Here is a 19,483-nt window from a genome sequence, read left to right on the forward strand (position 1 = left end):
GTTTTATTGTTATATACTTGACATAAAAAAACAAGAGCTATGTAACATTTGCTCTTAAGATGTTATCGATTTCTGGTAAACTTTGTCCCTCTACTTCATATTCACTTAGCTTAGTACTAGGCTTTAATACTGCATATGTCATGCCACCAGCAATGGCTCCAACTATCAATGCAGCAATAACTAATATTGATAAACTAACATGAGTAACAATACATCCCATAGTTACTGTCAACATGGCTATTACACCTACAGAGAAACTAGTCTTTATTGCTTTTGAAGTTTCAGAATGCTTCTTTTCTTGAAAATTAAGATACTCAACTATATTTTTGTGGCCGTTTCTATCAGCTAAATCCAGGGGGGTATTACAATCAACGTCCTTTACGTCAATAGTAGCCTTTTTTTCCTCTACAAGATATTGAACTATGTCTGAGCGACCCATTCTAGCAGCTTCATGCAACGCAGTACTGCCATTTTTGCTTTTTGCTTCAATGTTAGCTCCTTTTTCTAACAGAGCTTGAACTACTTCTAAGTGACCAGTTTCAGCAGCAATATGCAAAGCAGTACAGCCTTCGTTGTTTCGTGTTTCAAAACTAGCACCCTTTTCTAACAGAAATTGAACTACTTCGAAATGACCAAATCCAGCAGCAATATGCAAAGCAGTATCTCTATAACTGTTTTGTGCATTAATATTAGCCACTTTGCCTAATAAAGCTTGAACTACTTCTAAGTTGCCACCTTTAGCAGCACAATGCAAAGTAGTATCAAGGTTTATCATCAACGCGGTAACGTTAGCCCCTTTTTCTAATAGAAGTAAAACTACTTCTAAATTGCCACCGCTAGCAGCACAATGCAAAGCAGTACAGTTTTCGTTGTTTCGTGCTTCAAAACTAGCACCCTTTTCTAATAGAAATTGAACTACTTCTAAGCGGTCCTCTCTAGCAGCTATATGCAAAGGAGTTTCATTATCATCGTTCTCTTGGTTAATATCAATTCCTTTTTCGTCTATAAAGTACTGAACTACTCCTAAGTGGCCCATTTCAGAAGCAAGATGCAAAGCAGTATCGCCATTGTTGTTTTTTGCCTCAATATCAGCATCTTTATCTAATAGAGCTTGAACTACTTCTAAGTTACCATGAAAAGCAGCACAATGTAAATCAGTATTATCATTACTCTCTTGTACATGATGTTCATCTATTTTTAAGTGACTACTGAGAGTAGCTAAATATGACAGCGTAGTTCTCACACTCACACCAACTTGATAAATCGGTATAGTGAATGTTGCATAAAAATCTTGTTCTTTCAACTGATCAGAACACATAATTTTACCTCACTTTAAAAATCTATGTTTTGATTATTATATACTTGATATAATTAGCAAGAGTTTTATATATTTTTCAGAACAGCAAATTTATTGTATATAGGTATAGGAGAATATCTTTTATTTCGAATTTGATAGAAAAATACTTCAATTTAGTGTCATAAGGATTTCAATTATTTACTCCTTCAAAAAAGGTCGTATATTTGTGAGAAAAAGCAGCATAAAATAAGATTATAAAAATAGAAGATTTAAATTATTTCCATAAGCTTAAGCAAAACAGTTCGTATGTAAATTTAGCTAAAGTAGGCTAATATAGCTCGTTTTAGCGTATAATAAGGTTACCACATAAAAAAGTTCGTATGGTACACATGGTAGACCAACGCATCCCAAGAAAAACAGTTCTCACGCTTGCTGGTTTTTAGTGATGGAGATGGTTATATTATTTAATTCATTAGCGATATATAATATTAAATTAATAGTAATTCATTTAACAATAAGTATTAAGATAAACTTATAAAAAACAGAATTCAAAAGTAGACAAAAGATCTTATATCGAGCCTATTAAGAGCCCTTTGCCTAAAACTACTTTGGGCTAGAAAATTTTTCTTAAATAGTGATTGACAAGTTTTAAAGGTGGAGTAATATACCTAAAGTATAATAGAAGCCGATTCATTATGGTACGTAAGAGGGTACAATATTTTTCATTTATTTATTAAGGAGGGGATAATTATGAAGCATCAAAATATTCAGAAGTTCTATTTTATCTATTAGTAAGGTGGTCCTTATTACAGTAATAGGGTTTTTAAGATAGTGTATTTAATTTTCAATGGGTAAATTATAATGGAGCAAGAAAGCTTAATCAAATTAGATGATTCATATTACTGCAAAGAAGTCTTAGAAAGAGTCATAAAACATGATGATCCTTTTAAACATTCTAAGGCAAAACAATTAAGAAGGCACATTAACAGTAATAGTAGGATAATCTATTATGTGAAGTATGATATAACCTCAAGTATTCTCTCTCAAGATGATTGCTGGATTGATGATGATGTTTATGGAAAAAGACTAGATTGGCGGATGTTTATTCAAAAGCTAATAGGTATTTGCTCAGAGAGTAATTATGATAATTCTCTAGGTGTTAGTGACTGTTATACATTAGCTTGTTTAAACTGTCTAGATGAAGATACGATTCGCGATTTATTTAAGTTATGTAAAGAACAAGCAAAAAAGGTGCATAATCTATCTGAAGATGAAGTACTAGAAGAAAGCTCTAGGTTGTTAGAGAAATTCTGGGGCCATTTTATTACTGGTAAACTGGAACAGATAAAGGAGGAATATACCGAATGTTATGATCCTAACTTTGACATTTATGGATTCAAGGTAGCTTATCAGGATTGTGAACGTGAAGCCGTTGCTTTTTTCTATGAAAGACTAGAGAAACAAAATATATCAGAAGAAGTTAAATTAAATTTATTGATAGAGGCTGCATTGTATTCTATGAGTGGAAATAATGACGTCGATACTACTATCTTTTGTTTACAAAAGGTAATAGGTAACAAACAGCACTTGGAAAAATTTCTCAGCAAATGTAACGTTCTGTACATGTTAATTGATAACGGTTACTTTAGCATAGTTTGTCAGCTATTTCCATTACGAGCCCAATTTTTTTCTTTAGAGGATTACAGTACTCTGCTGTCAGTTATTAGTTTGGAGTCTAACAAATCTCGTGCAGAGCTTTTACATAGCATTATTGAATTAGGAAAAGAAAGGTTTTGGAGAGAATTACCTTCATTTGATTGTGGCAGTCGCAGTTATTTATTAAGAGAATTCGCAAAAAATGGTTGTGAAGAGGGTTTTAAGGAACTCTGGCAAGCTTATAGCAGCAAAGAACGTCAGCATGTTTTTTTATCTGGGAAAGGTGAAGCGGTTTGTGGTTTACTTTATATTGGTGGCAATCAAGAGCTATTGAAAGAGTTTCTTTTTTACTATGCTAATAGTAATGAAATGGTGTTAGCAGATATTGATAACTTTATTGATGACTTGGATAGCGCGTTTAATAGATATATGCCAACTGCCGATGCTCACTTAGATGCACTTAATCGTGACAGAATAGTATTTGGTAAAATTAAAAAGACGTTACCAAGATTAATTGAAGTTCTTGATCAAAACACTCAGGATATACAAACTTCGAGTGTAAGTGTAAATATAAATAGTACGTCTGCAGTACAGGGCAACGAAGAGCATATGCTCAGCACCATGTTAAGCGAGTGTTTCATTTTTCAGCAGTTACAGAAACAATTAATTTAAATTAGGAGATATAAATATGCAAGGTGCAGTGAATAACGAACAATACCCTGAATTAATTGAAATGTTATTAAGCGGTGATATTCGAACCTTCCGGGAAAGGTTGCAGTCGTTTATTGATCAGCTTCCAGATAATAAGCGCTCTGCAAATAAAAAAGGTTTTTTCTCTCTGTTTATGTTAGGTGGCTTTCTAACTTTACCAGATACTAAATTGGGAAGGGATTTAGGAGTTAAACAAGTATATTACCACATTGAAAAGGATAAAACAGGTTATATTTCTGGAGTTAAATTTGCTATTCCGATAGAGAAACAAAATAACAAGAAATTGCTGTTTGTTGTAGTTTCTGATGATGTACATATTGAATTTACACCAGAAGAAATAAGTTACATAAAATCTAAGTTAGGTAGCAAGTATGATAGGTTGGATAAAGTAGGTTATTCCATTCCAATAGAACATCTACGCTCAACGGAGTACCAAAGTAATGTAAAAATAAGAGAAATAAAGGGTATTAATAGGCGATCTTTCATGCCACAGAGGTTTGCTATTCATGGAGTAAACGCACTGTTTTTTTTAAAGGAAAGAACAGAAGTAGAAAATTTAGAAGATTTAATTTCTAAATCTTCTCTTCCTGATGTAAAAGAAGTGCAGGGTAGCATTAAAAAAGTATTTGATTATTTTGACTCGGTGGTTCAGGAGAACATAATTAAAAAAAGTGGACATTTTAAACTTGAATCTGATTACCATGGGTTGTTTGCTGGCTTTTTTGTAATGCTATTTAAGTATCGTTATAACCTTAAGTCCTACCTTGAATTGTCTTTAGGAGAAGGTTTTAGTGATATTGTTGTGCTGGTCCGATCGCCTGAAAGGTCAGATAATGCCATTCCTATAATAATAGAGCTTAAAGCTGGTAAGACGCTAACCATTCAAGGTACCCCTTTTGATCAAGCAGAAAAATATGCTGAGGCATTTAAGTATGGTCCACAGCGGATGATAACAAATAACGATAATGTTATTTATGCAGTATATAATCCTGACTTGCCTAACAATAGAATTAAAATAGATAAAGCGGCTAGAGATAAACAACATCCTAAGCCTTTTTTGCAATCAGTGTTAGAATCTGCTGATCCAGCGCAAATACGCGAACAACTGAAGTATACTTACTACTCCATACCAAATTTAGCTGAAAACTATTATAGGTATACTAGTGAGGTGCTGTTGGGAGAATTGATACCTGTAAGAACAACAAGAGAAGTATGGAATAAGTATATTTTTCAACACGATAGGGGTGTTTCTAATGATATCACGTCATTTGGGTTCGTGAATTCAGGTAAAAATGAATTGGTATTACTAAATATCATTAGAAGTGATTCAAGAAGTAAGAAAATTAATATAGATGAAGTAATTGGAAAAAATGAAGAGGTTAATGTAAAGCTTGGCATGCATGAATCAATTAGGGGAAATAGGAACCTCAAAATAAGAGAGGTTAATTTATTACTAGAAACGAAAAAGGCAAGAGCAGGTGAATTTAAAAATTGGTGCCGGAAGGTTCAAGTGAATTCTTGTGATAATTTAGATAACTACAACATAAAAAAGACCCAAAGCTTCAGTGGAGAGTTTGCTAAATTAGACATTGATGTCAATAAATTAAAAAATATGTTGGATAATGCAGTAGATAAAAAGGGAATCGGTACACAATCTGATAATGCAGAACATTATAAGAAATTGTTTACAGAGGTGAGTAGCACTGTATTTCCTATTAAGGAAATGATTAATAATGAAATAGATTTTCAAGCTATACTGCATGGTTTATTTATGTATTATAGTGATTCGCAAATGTCTGGAGGTAGCAAGAAACGTATAGGTGTTATTCCGGAAGTTCAATCTGGAAGAGGTAAACGTATTGATATTGGGGTGATTGGAGGGGAAGAGTTTACTGGTATAGAGTTGAAGTTTAGTGAAACCCAGGGTATAGCAGATGGATTAACAACAAAAGCTAAAGAGGCTGAAAGCCAGTTAGATCGCTATAAGAAACAACCAAATAATGTTAAATCTTTGACAGATAGCGAAAGGGCAAAGATGTTTTGGGCGGTGTTCCATAAAGGTGCTAGCACGCCTGAATCATTAATTGAAACGCGTGACAAGTTTGATGTTTTTTTAGTAAGTCATAGCTCAATGCATATTTTACCTCCTCTTCAACCGGAAGATATTTTAGAGCAGTCAAGGGATATTTTTAATCAGCAATGTAATGGAAATAGAAAAAAACGTAATATAAATATGGCCTGCGTGGATTCACGTGATGAAGAAAAGATTACAGAGGAAGAAAAAAAACAACTTATTAGAGAGTTATTTAACACTGACAAGGTAGTGGAAAAAGTAAAGAATATTGAGTTTTATGATCAGCTTTTCAAGGTTTCTCAGAAGATATCTAAAGGTGAAATTATAGATAAAAATGTTGAAGAAGCATTTGTAGCAAAGATTAAAGACATAGATCTGGATTCAATAGACCCAGAGATTAGGGGTATTGTGAAAGAAATGAATGATAATATAGAGAACAAAGAAGAAGTGAAAAATATTCTGAGAAGATCCGGAGTAGCAGAAAAAATAGGAAAAGTAGCAGAAGGTGCAGGTCTTGCCTTTACAGCATTTTTGGTTGGTAAACATATAGCAAATGGAGACATAGAGGGGTTAGGCTACGATGCATTAAATCTCTGGGTAATGCCAAAGATTGGTGAAAAAATCTCTGAAAAAATGTTAGAGTTAGGAACAAAGCTTGATTCTCAGATGTTGAAGGGGTTTGCTCCAGTTATGGGACGTGCTATAGGTAATTTTGCGGCATTTTTAGGGCTAGCAGAATCGATTAAAGCAAGACAAAATGCAACAGATCCTGCAGACATAAAGATTGCCGATCTAAACATAGCAACTAATTCTATCTTTATAGCTGCAGATGTCCCTGCGGTTGTTACGGAAACAATGTCAGCTATAGGTATGGAAGCAGGAATAATAGGAGAATTTGCAGGTCCGGTTGGTGCTGCTATTTCAGTTGCTGTAATCATTATAGCACAATTTGTAGAAGCGGGACTTGAAGTAGAAAAATTAGGAGAACATATAAAACTTACAGATCAAGAGAAACATGACTTGTATTGGGATTTCTTTCTTGGTAAAAAAGTACCAGATTATATAGGAAATGATCTGCAAGCAGAAGAGATATATAAACAGTATATATCAAAGATCTTAAATCAATTTAAGAGTAACTACGATACAATAGCTATTTCACTGCCTTCTATACTGGTTACAAAAGAAGAATATGCTACTAGTAAACACTTTCGAGATAAAAGACAGGGGCATATGATGCCATCGGATGTTGGTAAAGGAATTGTAGAACTTTTAGGCGGATTTAAGTGTAGTACCCAAACTAGGGTGATTAGTAATAGGCTTGGTTTTGACTTAGGTACGAATATTACGCACTTTCTTTATGCTGATGATATGAATTACTATTCTAGAATTGTTCCGAGTACTATTGAAAATTATAGTGTCACTTGTGGACCACGTGATGATGATATTACAATACATGAAAAAAACAGGGAAATTCTGTATACGTTGCCAAGTCAAGCTTCATGTGGAGATTCATCACCACATAGGGGTAGGATATTAAATAGAGTATTAGAAAAGTGGTCCTTGCAAGAACATTCTGGCGACTGTTATAATGCAGTTATATACAGAAATAAGAATTCCCGTGGGTATGGAAGCATATATTACATACCGGCTCAAAATGCTAATGTTAATATTGTTTTTCAAGAAAAGGATATTTTAAATGGTGATCGGGATAGAAGAGATAATATAGAAAATAGGTACTATTTTGAAAAGTCATTAGATAGTTGTAAGGTATATAGTCCAGGTAAAAATTTCTTTCACATAGCAGGAAAGTTTTCTTGTGATTTAGGAGCAGATGGACAAAAGAACATAGTCATAACACAAGGTAATCTTACTACAGATTCAATAAACATACATTCTATTATTGGCAGTAATAGAACTAATTACCTAGAGTTCTTCAATGTAGATTATGTAGATGGTAAAGGTGGAAATGATGTAATAACAGCAAAAAACTTTACTACAATAAAGGGTTATTTTGGTGATTCCATTCATGGAAAAGGTTTAGTATTATTACCGATAAATTTTAATGATATATATAACATAACCCACGTTAATAACATAACAACCATCTATAATAAAAGTGGGGCTTCTATAAGTGTAGATAAACAAACATCGGTAAAAACAGCAGATGGTTTATTTGTAACACCAACGAAAATAGATGATAAGACTGGCGTAGTAACAAACTTGCATGTGATAAAAAGCTTGAGAGGTGATATTGTGTTAGATGATGAATTAGATAATTTACGAAAGATAGACAATTCAAGCTTTAATATTACAAAGCAATTATCAAGTGCCAATTATCATAGCACTATAGGCGGTTCTAGCAATCATATTTTTTATCCTGATAAAGAACATCATAATTTTTACTGGGAAGCTCCAAGTAATATAAGTCATCTTTATCTTTTCGAGAACAGGGACGCTAATATTACGATTGCTCAAGCAAATGGCATATTGGATTTTAGCCAATTAAATTGTACGTTAGATGATATACCATTTATAGAAAATAATAAAGGAGAAATAAAGATTAACAGAAATAGCTTGCACGTAGCCCTGTTGCCGAATTATAAAGATGTTACAGTTACATTTGACGGGCAAGAGTACTACAAACTTCAGAATGGAGAATTAGAGCGAGATTATTGTTCTCATAGCTTGAAAATAGATGGAAGGTTTAGTGTTAATGGTACTGACTTATTAAATCACCATAATTGTTTCACATTTGACTCAGACAAAGTACTTTTCTTGAAACTAAATAATGATTTGCTATTGTTATCAGATAAAGGGGCATTATCGATATCAAATTATTATTCTTCTGTTCACAAAAATTGGGATTTATCTGTAGAACTGAACAATAGAATTATAGAACCAGAAGAATTTGGAGAAAGAGCTGATGAATTTAGTTCTTTCAGGTATTATAAGCCAGATGAGCAAGGGTTACAGATTTATCATAATCAACCTATTAACAAGAATGATATTGGTTTAGTTGATTTGAAAGATAAGTCTATATTAGATTTCGATATGAAAGTTATGAATGATAGTTTATTACTATTACGTGAAGGCGATGTCCTTGTAAAGGTAGAAAATTGGAATACTTATCAACCAGCAAGGGAGATGATCTTTGCTTTTAATGATACGATAATTTCTAATCCAAGACGTATAGTTTCTACATTTTATAAGTCAGAAGGCATTATCGAGGAATTTAATAGAGAAAAGAGCACTTTATTATTAAAAGAGCAGCTGTTTAGTTCTATAGAATTAGGTAGTTTTGATATGACTAATCTTATGATTAATGAAGGTGCTGACATTGAAGCTAAAGATAATAAGGGTAGAACACCTGTGCTTTTTGCTATTTACTTAGGTAAATGGCATATAGTTCATCTCCTTATTAATAAAGGTGCTAACATTGATGCTAAAGATAATATTGGTCGGACTCCTCTGCATTGGGCTGCCAGAAATGGTCACTTAAGTATAGTACAACATCTTATAGAGAAAGGTGCTAATCTTTCTATTAAAGATAATGATGGTAAAACACCGCTAGATCTTGCTAGAGATAAAGGACATAATAATGTTGTAGAATACTTACAACAAACACAATTAGGTCTAGATAGGCAGTTGTTAACTGCAGTACAAGGTGGTAATCTTAATGAAGTTAAGGATTTTGTAGTTCGAGGTGCTAGCTTAGATACTCAAGATAGTAATAATGGTTGGACACCTATAATCTATGCCGCTCGGGGAAGTAAATGGGATGCGGTCAAGTTCCTTATAGCTCAGGGTGCCAAGTTTAATAATGAGATCACATATCAAGGAACACCCTTGCACTTTGCGGCTCAAGAAGGTAATTCAAATATGGTTCAATTTCTTCTTGATAAAGGTGCTAATATTGAGGCTCAAGATGCATACAATAGGAAACCTTTGCATATTGCTGTTGACGCAAACAGGTTGAATGTAGTAAATCTACTTCTTGACAGGGGTGCTAATTTAAAGGCTACAGAAATGTACGGCAAGACATCTTTAGACCTAGCTATTCAAAAGGGTTACGAAGATATAGTAGAAGTTTTGAAACAAAAACAATTGGATCTAGATAAAGAATTATTAATTTCTACAGAAAAAGGAGATCTTGAAAAAGTTAGAGACGGTATCAGACAAGGTGTTAACGTTAATGTTCAGGGTAGGCAGGGTTGGACTCCTGTGTTCTGGGCCATTCAAAAGAACAATTTTAATATAGTTGAACTTCTTTTAGATAACAATGCTGATATTAAGGTCAAAGATGATGAAGGTTGGACACCTATTCATTGGGCTGTGCAGTTGGGTTCATTAGATGTCGTTAAGCGTCTTGTTGAAAGAGGTGCTGATGTTAATGCCTTAACTGCTGACGGTAGAACACCCTATGATTTGGCTATCAATCAGAATTATAGAGAAATTAAGGAATATTTAAGGAGCAAGTCTGCAGTTCCATCTTCAGCGTTGATTTATCATGTTATCCCAGCTGATGATAGTGTAAGACAACGCAAACGCCGTCATCACCATGGAGATCATGCTCGTCATCATATGTCAAGAAAACTTCTTGCTATAGATTCAAGTAATCAACCTGAGATAGCAGTAAGTGGTAGTACAAGACCATCTTCATGGATAAATGATTTATTTGGTTGGGTAAAGAGCTCTATAGGTGGATTGTTAAGTTCTAAACCTGTGGGAATATCAAGCACTAAGGATTCAATCTCACAAGTTGATGGGCAATTTGCCAAAGCTTCGGTAAGTAATAGTAGCTCAACAAGTACCACACTATCATCTGATGGTACAGATAAAAAACAAGAAAGTAATTATTTTACAAATGGGGGTTTTTCCCGAGATAATATTGGTTATGTAAATGCAAATATAAAACAAATGCGTGAAAGGCAAACACCTGTTAAATTTAAACCGAGTGGCGGAAATACAATACTAGAAATGGGAGATCACTATCTATCACAGGTTGATTTTAATGGTACAATAATATTACTTGATTTATTAATTAGAAAAGTTACACGTCAGAAGTATATTTCTACAGTAGATCAGTCTATATCCCCACTAGAAGCACAGGGCTATGCATTAAATATTACAGAGGGATTTGAGAAAGTAGTAGAGCAAGCTGGATTAAAAAGTGGTGTATCAATGCATCGATTAAATATTGATTTTGTGGAAATACAGAAAGAAGTTACAGGAAAAATCATGAGTGGTAAATTTGATGAGATTTCGGGAGTTTTAAACTCATACCTAGAAGAAGCATGTCCTGGTAGAGAAGCAGGATGCCCTGGTAAGTTAAGTCCGAAAAAGTTTGACAAGTTTATAGCTCAATTTAATAAGGGTCTGCTAAATCAATCAATAGAGCAGATATTACACAACAGAGATGGTAGATTAGAAGTTGATGGTACAAAAAAACAGCAGATGAGTTTAGAGCCTCAAAGTTATTTAAGTAATGCTTCAGTTCACAGCCATTCAAAGGACAAAATATCAACTTGTCTTTCTGATGTAGGAGTAACCAAGCTTGGAAATACTTTGAGTAAGTAGATGAGAATATGGAAGGTATAATATGCCAAGTAGTGGAAAATTTAAAGTGAGGGTAGCCAAAATAATTAGGGGAACCAGTAGCAAGTTTGATAGTCTTAATACTAAAATGGATGAAGTAGACATTAAATGCTAAGTGGTTAATGTGTTTTCCATATTGAACTTACAGCACGTAGCTTTGATATAGAAGTTTGAGTAACGTTATGATAGTAATTTATATAATTCTATGTGCAATCTTTATAGCCATTTTAGACAGTTCACTAGATTCTTAATTAGGTGATATGTCTAACTTAGAGAAGGTTTTTATAAATGTTAAAGTGAATAATTATGTTTTTTCTTTGAGTTGTGAAATTTCAGAATGAGAGAGACCGGTAATTTGAGCGATAACATCAATAGAGACACCGGCCTTGAGTGAGTTTTTTGCAACTTCGATTTTTTCTTCTTGCCTACCTTCTTGTCTACCTTTTTCTTGACCAACTCTAAGACCCTCATCAAATTTTTGAGCAAAAGCAGCTACCTCATCCATTATGCGTTTTTTCATTTGTTCATATGCTAGTAACTCTTCTTCTGACCAATTAAACTTATTCATCTCTTCATAAGCTCGTTTTATTATTACGTCACTACCAACTATCTTATCTAGATCCTCTTCCCTTGTTTCTCCTGCATAGCGAAAAAAGTAACACCATTTTTCTACTATATTTTCTAGTTGGTCTTCTTTTGTCTTTGTAAATTTTGGTAGTTCTATGAATACGAAGTAAAAATCCTTCAAGTCATGTTCAAAGCTATTTTGATCTAAAATGACATGATTAGATTTGTACTCAGCTTTATCTGGAAAAATAATACAATCAGCAACGGCTATGAAGATAATTTCCTTGAGATTATGATAATTATCACCTTGATCTGCTTGACTTGAGTAGGCTTTAGCAGCATAATACTGAGCACGCTTTTCGAAGCCTTTGGTCTTAGTGAACTGCATCTCTATAATGTATCTTGAACCTTGAGAGTCTTTACAAAGAACATCGACAATACTTTGCTTTTTAGCGGCAATCTCAGGGTCTAAAATGGTAGCTAAGAATTCAACATCGTGAATAGCAGCTAAGCCAGTAAAGCCTAAAATATCGTTCAAGAAATGAATGAGAATATCTTTGTTTTTCTCAGTGCCAAATATTCTTTTAAAGGCATAATCATTGCGTGCATCAAGAAACTTCGAAAGAGCCATGAGAAAGTAAGATAAAAAGCATTAATTATTATACACAATTGTGAGGAAATGTTCAATCTTTTTATTGTTTTAAATGTGTTGATGAAAAAACGTCTGTCAGAGATCATCTGAGAATTGCATTTAAGGCTTTAGATGAAAGAGGGGATATCATCTTTTTATAGTTGCCTTATAAAAGGCCTTAAAACCCCAGCAAATGAATTGATGAGCTATTAAGAGCTTAAAAATATTTATTTTCAGTGTGAGAGACTAACCTCCTAATAAAAATACGAGCCTAAAAGCTCAATTACGATTTACCTAACATCGTGAGGATAGGTTTGTCAATCTATCATACCTTATATTTTAAAATATTCAAAAAATAATATCAACATATTTTGGTAGCAAATTTACGTTGAATCTATATCCTGTAAGTATGGGCGAAAAAAAGAAGGTTATAATATATACAGATGGAGCATGTTCTGGAAATCCAGGTCCTGGTGGATGGGCAGCTGTGATGATGTATGAAAATAAAAGTGAAAAAACGTATCTCTGGAGGTGAAGAGAACACAACAAATAACAAGATGGAGCTAAAGGCTGTAATTAATGGGCTAAAGATGTTAAAAATTTCCTGCAGAGTTATTGTACACACTGATAGTCAGTATATTAAACAAGGTATAACAGGATGGATCAATAAGTGGAGAACAAATGGTTGGAAGACAGCCAATAAAAAATCAGTAAAAAACGTTGAGTTATGGAAGGAATTGGATGAAATTGTCTTGCAGCATGATATTAACTGGAAGTGGGTTAAGGCTCACAGTGGTAATACCTCTATAATGAAGAGGCAGATAGACTTGCTAGAAAGGAATCTAAAAAGCTAAAATATAGAGATTGTGAGATCAAGAAATCACAAAAAAATAGAGGGAGCTCTAAGTTTCATAGATTGGAGGGAGTGTTATGGCAATAATTCTTTTAGACACAAAAACTATAAACCGTATAGCAGCAGGAGAGGTAATAGAAAGGCCAGCGAGTGTAGTAAAGGAATTAGTAGAAAATGCAATAGATGCTGGAAGTTCAGAGATAGAGATCAAAATAGAAAGTGGTGGACGTAACCTTATAACTGTGACAGATGATGGAAATGGAATAGAAAAGGACGACTTAGAACTAGCATTTATGAGGCATGCCACTTCAAAATTAAGCGATAGTGAGTTAATAGAAATCAAGCACCTTGGGTTTAGGGGAGAAGCTTTACCTTCAATTGCAGCAGTAAGCAGAATGAAATTATCGTCTAAGGCAAGTGGAGCAAAGGAAGCATGGTCTATAAGGTATGAGGGAGGAGAAAAAATAAGAGAGATTACCCCTTGTTCTTTGTTGCAAGGTACATATATTGAAATTCGTGACTTATTTTTTGCCACACCAAATAGATTAAAATTTCTAAAAACCGAGAGGGCAGAAACACAAAGCATTGTTGACATTGTAAATAACTTAGCAATGATTAACTATAGTATTGGGTTTACTCTCACTTCCGGTAATAAAAAGCTCTTAAAATATGTTAAACAAACTTCATTATTTAACAGATTATGTGAAACAGAAGAAGAATTTCAGAGCAATTCGCTGGAAGTTAAAGAGGAAGAAGACGGCATCAAACTTACGGGACACATCTGTAAACCAACTATTAGTCGTGGTAATTCAACTCAGATCTATACGTTTGTTAATGGAAGGCCAATAAAAGACAATCTACTTATTGGTGCAATTCGATATGCGTATCAGGACTTTATTCCAAGTGGGAGGTATCCTTTTGCAGTGCTGCACTTAGAGATACCATACGATCAAGTAGATGTAAATGTGCATCCAAATAAATCAGAGGTAAGGTTTCAGAACAAGAGGCTAGTATATGAAATAGTGAGAAGAGGGCTAATAAAAGCATTATCGACGAGAATAGGCACGTTCGCAGCAAGTGATGTTAAGTCTCAAAGTATTGAAGAGTTTGATAGTCAAGAGAAGGTTAATAGTGAAGAGAAAAAAAATCAAAAAGAGTTTTATGAGAAGAGGCCAAGTCTTTTAGAAAATCGTCTAATGAAAGAATTCAATGCACCAGATGAAAGAAGGCGAAGCTTACCAGAAACGTTTAAATATGGAGAATCTCTACCCCAAAAGGGAACGATGGTTTTAGAAAGGAAGCAAATTGATTTAATAGCGGATCATCCTCTAGGATATGCACGCTGTCAGGTCTACAATACTTACATTATTGCTGAGGCTAAAGGAAAATTAATTATAGTAGACCAGCACGCAGCCCATGAGAGATTAATACACGAGTGCTTAAAGCAAAAATCAAGCATAAAAAGACAAAAACTTCTTCTTCCTGAAACAGTTGAGATTAAAAACCAAGCAGGAATGGAGATGGTTGGAATGTATAAAGATAGGCTCTTTGAAATGGGTTTTGGTATTGAAATAGAATCAGAAGATAAAGTAAGGGTGAAAGAAATACCTGCAATTTTAGGAACAATAAATGTGAAAGAGATGGTGATGAATATAGTTGATAGATTAATGGAGATAGGAGATACGCTACCTATAGAAGAAAAAGTGAACAAGATACTAGCTACCATTGCGTGCCATGGGTCAATTAGAGCTGGAAGGGCAATGAAGTTGGAGGAGATGAATGAGTTGATGAGACAAATGGAGGAAACACCTTATGCTGGGCAATGCAATCACGGAAGACCAACGTATATAGAAATGAAACTAAGTGATATAGAAAAATTGTTTGAAAGGAGATGAGTTCAGTTTGTCAAAAAGGTTCCCAATTAAGTATACGTAACAGCTCTTCTGGTTATGGAGTATAAAATGTGAAAAAAGAGAATAAATGCTCTAATTTTTTAGATTACAAAGTGATAGGACAGGAAGTAAGAAATCGTAGATTAGCAAAGGGATATACTCAAAAAGATTTAGCAAAAAAAATCGGAACAACATATCAGGTAATACTGCAATATGAAAAAGGAACACGCAGAATTTCAATTAAGAAGTTATATGAATTAGCAGAAGCATTATCAACAACTGCTAGAGATCTAGCTTGCGGACAAGAAGTATCAAATGAGGAAAGGTATGAGGAAGAAGAGATATTAAATCTAGTAAGAAGACATAAAGAGATTAAGGACCAAGAATTACGTGAAACGTTTTATTTATTAACTAAATTCATCCGTATTAGTGAGGAAGAAAGTGGAAAGGCAGTAAAAGTAGAGGTGGCAAAGGGTTTAGTTAAGGAAGGAGTTTCTGCTCATGTTATCTCTCAAACGACCAGTTTATCTATTGATGAATATGATAATGATGAGAAAAAAATTTCTATTCCGTATAAAGTAGGTCAAAGAATAAAAGAATGGAGGTTGAGAAGAGGATACACTCAAGAAGATTTAGCAAGTAAAGTAGGCATAATAAATCAAAGAATATATGAATATGAACAAGGACGAGCTGCTGTTTCACTTGAAATGTTAGATGAAATAGCAAAGGTACTATTAATTAATATTACAGGTCTGCTTCCAGAAACAAGAGAAAATGAGAATAGTGAAGTGGAACTATCAAGGTTAATAGAAGAATACAAAAAGATTAAAAGCCAAGAATTACGTCATGTACTAATAAAATCTCTGTTTGAAAGCATACAAGTTTGCAAAGAGAAAGTGAAGAGAGTAGAAAAGATGAAAATTGCAAAGAATTTAGTTAAGGAAGGAATTTCTATCAATATTATTTTAAAAACAGTGGGCATCTCTTTAGACGAAATTCAACAAATTTAAAATAAAAAATCAGTATATATTAATATCTTTACCTATTCATGAAAAAATAAGTAAAAAAGATTGAGAAATTGATTTGACTTTACTTAAAAGCTATGGCTTTATGCCAATGCTGACAAAAAAACAGCAGTAAATATATAAAAACATTTTGTTATTAGTGAAGGGTAATTTTTATGAATAATAAGAAAGATCGTAGAGAAGAAATAGAATTCAGAGCATTAGAAAGCAACGGTAAAGCACTACTTGATCGTGAAGTAATAGAAACGTTTCTAAGTGCAGTGCATGACAGGGAAGAAGCTCGAATTATTGCTAGAAAGCTAATAGATAGTTTTGGAATAGGAGGAGTTTTAGGCCAGGAAATAGATGACTTGAAAACTATAGAAGGGATAACTGACTCTACAGTAGCAGTAATTTTATGCCTAAAGGAAGCTGCAAAGAGAGTACCAAGAGAAGAGTTAAAGAAAGGACCTGTAATGGATAACTTGGAAACCATAGTAAAATATTTGAGGGTGAGTATTGGTTATTCAGAGGAGGAAAAGATGAAAATAATATATTTTGATCAAAAGTGCCGTTTAAAGGGGGAAGAAGTGTTTACTGGTACAGTGGATAAGGTACCTTTTTACATAAGAGAAGTAACAAGAAAGGCATTAATAAGAAAAGCAACGTCAATAATAATATCGCATAACCACCCAGAAGGAAGGTTAAAGCCATCTGATGAGGATGAAGCTGTAACTAAAGACTTGGCTAAAGCTTGTCAGACTATAGGGATTAGGTTACTGGATCACATTATCATCACAAGTGTTGGGTATTTTAGCTTTAAAGAGCAAGGACTGTTATAAAGCAGATATTTGAAGATTTTCATGAGTTGTTTAACTACTTGAATGAAGAAAGTATTTGCAATCACATTAATCATTGCTTATAATTAATGAGAAAGTATATATTGAATTAATAATAAAGTAATAAAGTAGGTTATAGACTTAGTAAAGTATATTTAATAGCGGAGGCTAATATGGTTAATAAAATAATTGTACCTTTTGATGATCAAGAAGGAGGTGTTTACGAATTAAATGTTGATCTTGATAGATTATCAAAGGGTGAAATATCAAATGCGATTATAGGAATTGGTCGTACTAACACCTTTGTAGGCAAAATTAATAAGGCTAAAAAACCTGGAGAAGTGCCCTCCTCTAATAGAGACGTTCAAATCAACTATGGAAAAGGGCTTGATTATATATATGGTACAAAACCTTTAAACGATCAAGCAGAATATTTAAATCCATTTACTTCAGCTTTGAAAAAAATAAAGCCAAGTGCAAGCGAAAGTGAAAAGTTAAGCTGGTTTAAGAGTTCTGTAGTAGAGGCAAAAAGCGTAAATGAATTGCATAAAGCCATAGACCAAGTATTAGCATCTGGAGGAAGGCTAAATGCATGTAATGATGGGGAGTGGAGCTTTGCTGAGTATGTAATATTGGGTACACATTTTCATAAATTTGATAAGGCTGATCGTAAAAAGCTAATACGTAAACTAATGCTAAACGGTGCAGAGTTTCATGATACTTTATTGGAGAATAAATTGATAGGTGAAATCTATAATGAGCTACAGCCAGAAGTTCAGCCACAGATAGATGAGAGACTAGAAGAACTAGAGAAAGCTGGCGAAAGTGCTCTTCAAGAAGGAGAATTAATAGATATCGAGATAGACAATGCAACATTATATATAGAATTTTCTGAGGACAGTAAAGTAGAGGTTGCCAAAATACTGAGAGATTTAGGAAGTAATATTTTAAAAATTGGCAATGATGCAGTTGAGGTTAAAAGTGAGAAGGGAGGTATAAGAAACTATATCGATATGTCAGATGAAAGCTCTATTATATTAGAATTTCCTACAAGCATTGGTCAGCTAAATATTATATTGTACCACGATGTAAAAAAATATGATCAAGTACAAGTGAGAGTAGAAAACAAAGAAATGTGGGCTGAGTTACAAAAAAGAGGCGAAGAAATAGGAAAAAACTGCCTTTTTGGAGGAGTGAAACTTCAAGAAGCAGTAGAGAAAGGTAATTTCACTAGATGTGGCATATGGAGTGAAAAGTATGCTATAAAAGAGGTTAGCAATAATGAAGTATTGTCTCCGTGGGTAAATAGAATACGTAAAGGTAGTAAAGAAACCTTTAGAGAACTTTAATCCGTCTACAGCCAACTTTAAGGTTCCAGAGGTTTTTTCTTGCCGTTATATCTGAGCTATAGTAGAAAATATTATATATGGTTCTTTGTATGGAAAAAAGTCTAGACTATGAAGTAGGGCAAAAAGTGAAAAGTTGGAGGTTAGAGAGAGGGTATACTCAGAAGGATTTAGCGGAGAAGGTTGGTGTAAAGTACTGGGCAATACTGCAATATGAAAAAGGGAGTCGTAAAATTCCAATTAAGAAATTATATGCTATAGCAGAAGCGTTATCAGTAAATGTTAAAGGTCTAGTTTGTGGGGAGATGCTACCAAATGAAAAAAGATATTTTGAAGATGAAGAAATATTAAATTTAGTAAAGGGGTATAAGGATAAAGAATTAAGCGAGGTATTTTATTTATTAACCAAATTTATTCGTTTGAGTGAGGAAAGAAGCAGAAAAGCGGTAAAAATGGAAGTAGCAAGGGGTTTGATGAAAGTAGGAGTTTCTGCTCATGTTATCTCTCGAACAACTAACTTATCTATTGGTGAGTATGAGGAGAACAAAATTCCCATTCCATACAAAGTAGGGCAAAGGATAAAGGAGTGGAGATTGATACGAGGATATACTCAAAAAGATTTAGCGAATAAAGTTGGCATAACAAATCAAGGAATATACGAGTATGAACAAGGGAGAGCTGCTGTCTCACTTGAAATGTTAGATGAAATAGCAAAGGTATTATCAATCAGTATCATAGATCTACTTCCCGAATCAGATGAGGATAGTGAAGCGGAAGAAAAGCTATCAAACTTGATAGAAGAATACAAAAAGATTGAGAGTCGGGAATTACGCGATATGCTAATCAAGTCTTTATTTGAAGGTATACATGTTTGTAGAGAAAAGGTCAGAGAGGAAAAGAAGATTGAAGTTGCAAGGAATTTAGTGAAAGAGGGAATTTCTGTTGATATTATCTTGCAAACGACAGGCTTATCAAATTATATGATTGAGAAATTTTTGTGATTTCATAAAAACTTAGC

9 protein-coding genes and 1 pseudogene are annotated in these 19,483 nt (G+C 33.7%); 8 read left to right on the forward strand and 2 right to left on the reverse strand.

The features are described 5' to 3' along the window. Positions 1 to 37 precede the first annotated feature (37 nt). Entirely contained in the window at positions 38 to 1,318 is a 1,281-nt protein-coding gene (locus tag OPR58_RS06880; RefSeq protein ID WP_265022321.1) for an ankyrin repeat domain-containing protein, read from the reverse strand. A gap of 840 nt (positions 1,319 to 2,158) precedes the next feature. Between OPR58_RS06880 and OPR58_RS06885 the strand changes: the two genes are divergently transcribed. Together OPR58_RS06885 and OPR58_RS06890 are read left to right on the forward strand one after the other, a co-directional pair. Continuing rightward, positions 2,159 to 3,625: a hypothetical protein gene (locus OPR58_RS06885; RefSeq protein ID WP_265022322.1), complete on the forward strand. Its 1,467-nt coding sequence runs from the start codon at positions 2,159 to 2,161 to the stop codon at positions 3,623 to 3,625. A gap of 16 nt (positions 3,626 to 3,641) precedes the next feature. Next, a complete protein-coding gene (locus OPR58_RS06890) occupies positions 3,642 to 11,315 on the forward strand; it encodes an ankyrin repeat domain-containing protein (protein ID WP_265022323.1) in 7,674 nt (2,557 codons plus the stop codon). Positions 11,316 to 11,637: 322 nt separating this feature from the next. On the opposite strand, the gene OPR58_RS06895 is transcribed toward OPR58_RS06890, so the two are convergent. Beyond that, the gene (locus OPR58_RS06895; protein WP_265022324.1) at positions 11,638 to 12,531 is read right to left on the reverse strand and encodes an Rpn family recombination-promoting nuclease/putative transposase; all 894 of its coding nucleotides are present in this window, start codon (positions 12,529 to 12,531) and stop codon (positions 11,638 to 11,640) included. 409 nt (positions 12,532 to 12,940) lie between these two features. Here OPR58_RS06895 and rnhA point away from each other — a divergent pair. From rnhA to wmk (OPR58_RS06925), 6 genes and pseudogenes are all read left to right on the forward strand, one after another. After that, a pseudogene (rnhA, locus tag OPR58_RS06900) lies at positions 12,941 to 13,369 on the forward strand (ribonuclease HI); the annotation flags it as partial. Between the two features lie 92 nt (positions 13,370 to 13,461). Further along, on the forward strand, positions 13,462 to 15,279 hold the full coding sequence (gene mutL / locus OPR58_RS06905; protein ID WP_265022325.1) for a DNA mismatch repair endonuclease MutL: 1,818 nt from the start codon (positions 13,462 to 13,464) through the stop codon (positions 15,277 to 15,279). A 68-nt stretch (positions 15,280 to 15,347) separates the two neighbouring features. Then, complete coding sequence (gene wmk, locus OPR58_RS06910) at positions 15,348 to 16,286, forward strand: WO male-killing family protein Wmk (protein ID WP_265022326.1); 939 nt, start codon at positions 15,348 to 15,350, stop codon at positions 16,284 to 16,286. A gap of 170 nt (positions 16,287 to 16,456) precedes the next feature. Next, positions 16,457 to 17,122 carry a JAB domain-containing protein gene (locus OPR58_RS06915; protein ID WP_262986252.1) on the forward strand — a complete coding sequence of 222 codons (666 nt, stop codon included), beginning with the start codon at positions 16,457 to 16,459 and terminating at the stop codon, positions 17,120 to 17,122. Between the two features lie 170 nt (positions 17,123 to 17,292). After that, the gene (locus OPR58_RS06920) at positions 17,293 to 18,468 is read left to right on the forward strand and encodes a hypothetical protein (protein ID WP_264377704.1); all 1,176 of its coding nucleotides are present in this window, start codon (positions 17,293 to 17,295) and stop codon (positions 18,466 to 18,468) included. A gap of 89 nt (positions 18,469 to 18,557) precedes the next feature. Beyond that, positions 18,558 to 19,466 carry a WO male-killing family protein Wmk gene (wmk, locus tag OPR58_RS06925; RefSeq protein WP_264377705.1) on the forward strand — a complete coding sequence of 303 codons (909 nt, stop codon included), beginning with the start codon at positions 18,558 to 18,560 and terminating at the stop codon, positions 19,464 to 19,466. Positions 19,467 to 19,483: the final 17 nt, after the last annotated feature.

It is taken from the genome of Wolbachia endosymbiont (group B) of Ischnura elegans, from assembly GCF_947251585.1.
Taxonomy (GTDB): Bacteria; Pseudomonadota; Alphaproteobacteria; order Rickettsiales; family Anaplasmataceae; genus Wolbachia.

Excerpts from the sequence above, each read along its gene's own strand:
- OPR58_RS06880 (WP_265022321.1), bottom strand. The coding sequence starts at position 1,318 with ATGTGTTCTGATCAGTTGAAAGAACAAGATTTTTATGCAACATTCACT.
- OPR58_RS06885 (WP_265022322.1), top strand. The coding sequence starts at position 2,159 with ATGGAGCAAGAAAGCTTAATCAAATTAGATGATTCATATTACTGCAAA.
- OPR58_RS06890 (WP_265022323.1), top strand. The coding sequence starts at position 3,642 with ATGCAAGGTGCAGTGAATAACGAACAATACCCTGAATTAATTGAAATG.
- OPR58_RS06895 (WP_265022324.1), bottom strand. The coding sequence starts at position 12,531 with ATGGCTCTTTCGAAGTTTCTTGATGCACGCAATGATTATGCCTTTAAA.
- mutL (WP_265022325.1), top strand. The coding sequence starts at position 13,462 with ATGGCAATAATTCTTTTAGACACAAAAACTATAAACCGTATAGCAGCA.
- OPR58_RS06915 (WP_262986252.1), top strand. The coding sequence starts at position 16,457 with ATGAATAATAAGAAAGATCGTAGAGAAGAAATAGAATTCAGAGCATTA.
- OPR58_RS06920 (WP_264377704.1), top strand. The coding sequence starts at position 17,293 with ATGGTTAATAAAATAATTGTACCTTTTGATGATCAAGAAGGAGGTGTT.
- wmk (WP_264377705.1), top strand. The coding sequence starts at position 18,558 with ATGGAAAAAAGTCTAGACTATGAAGTAGGGCAAAAAGTGAAAAGTTGG.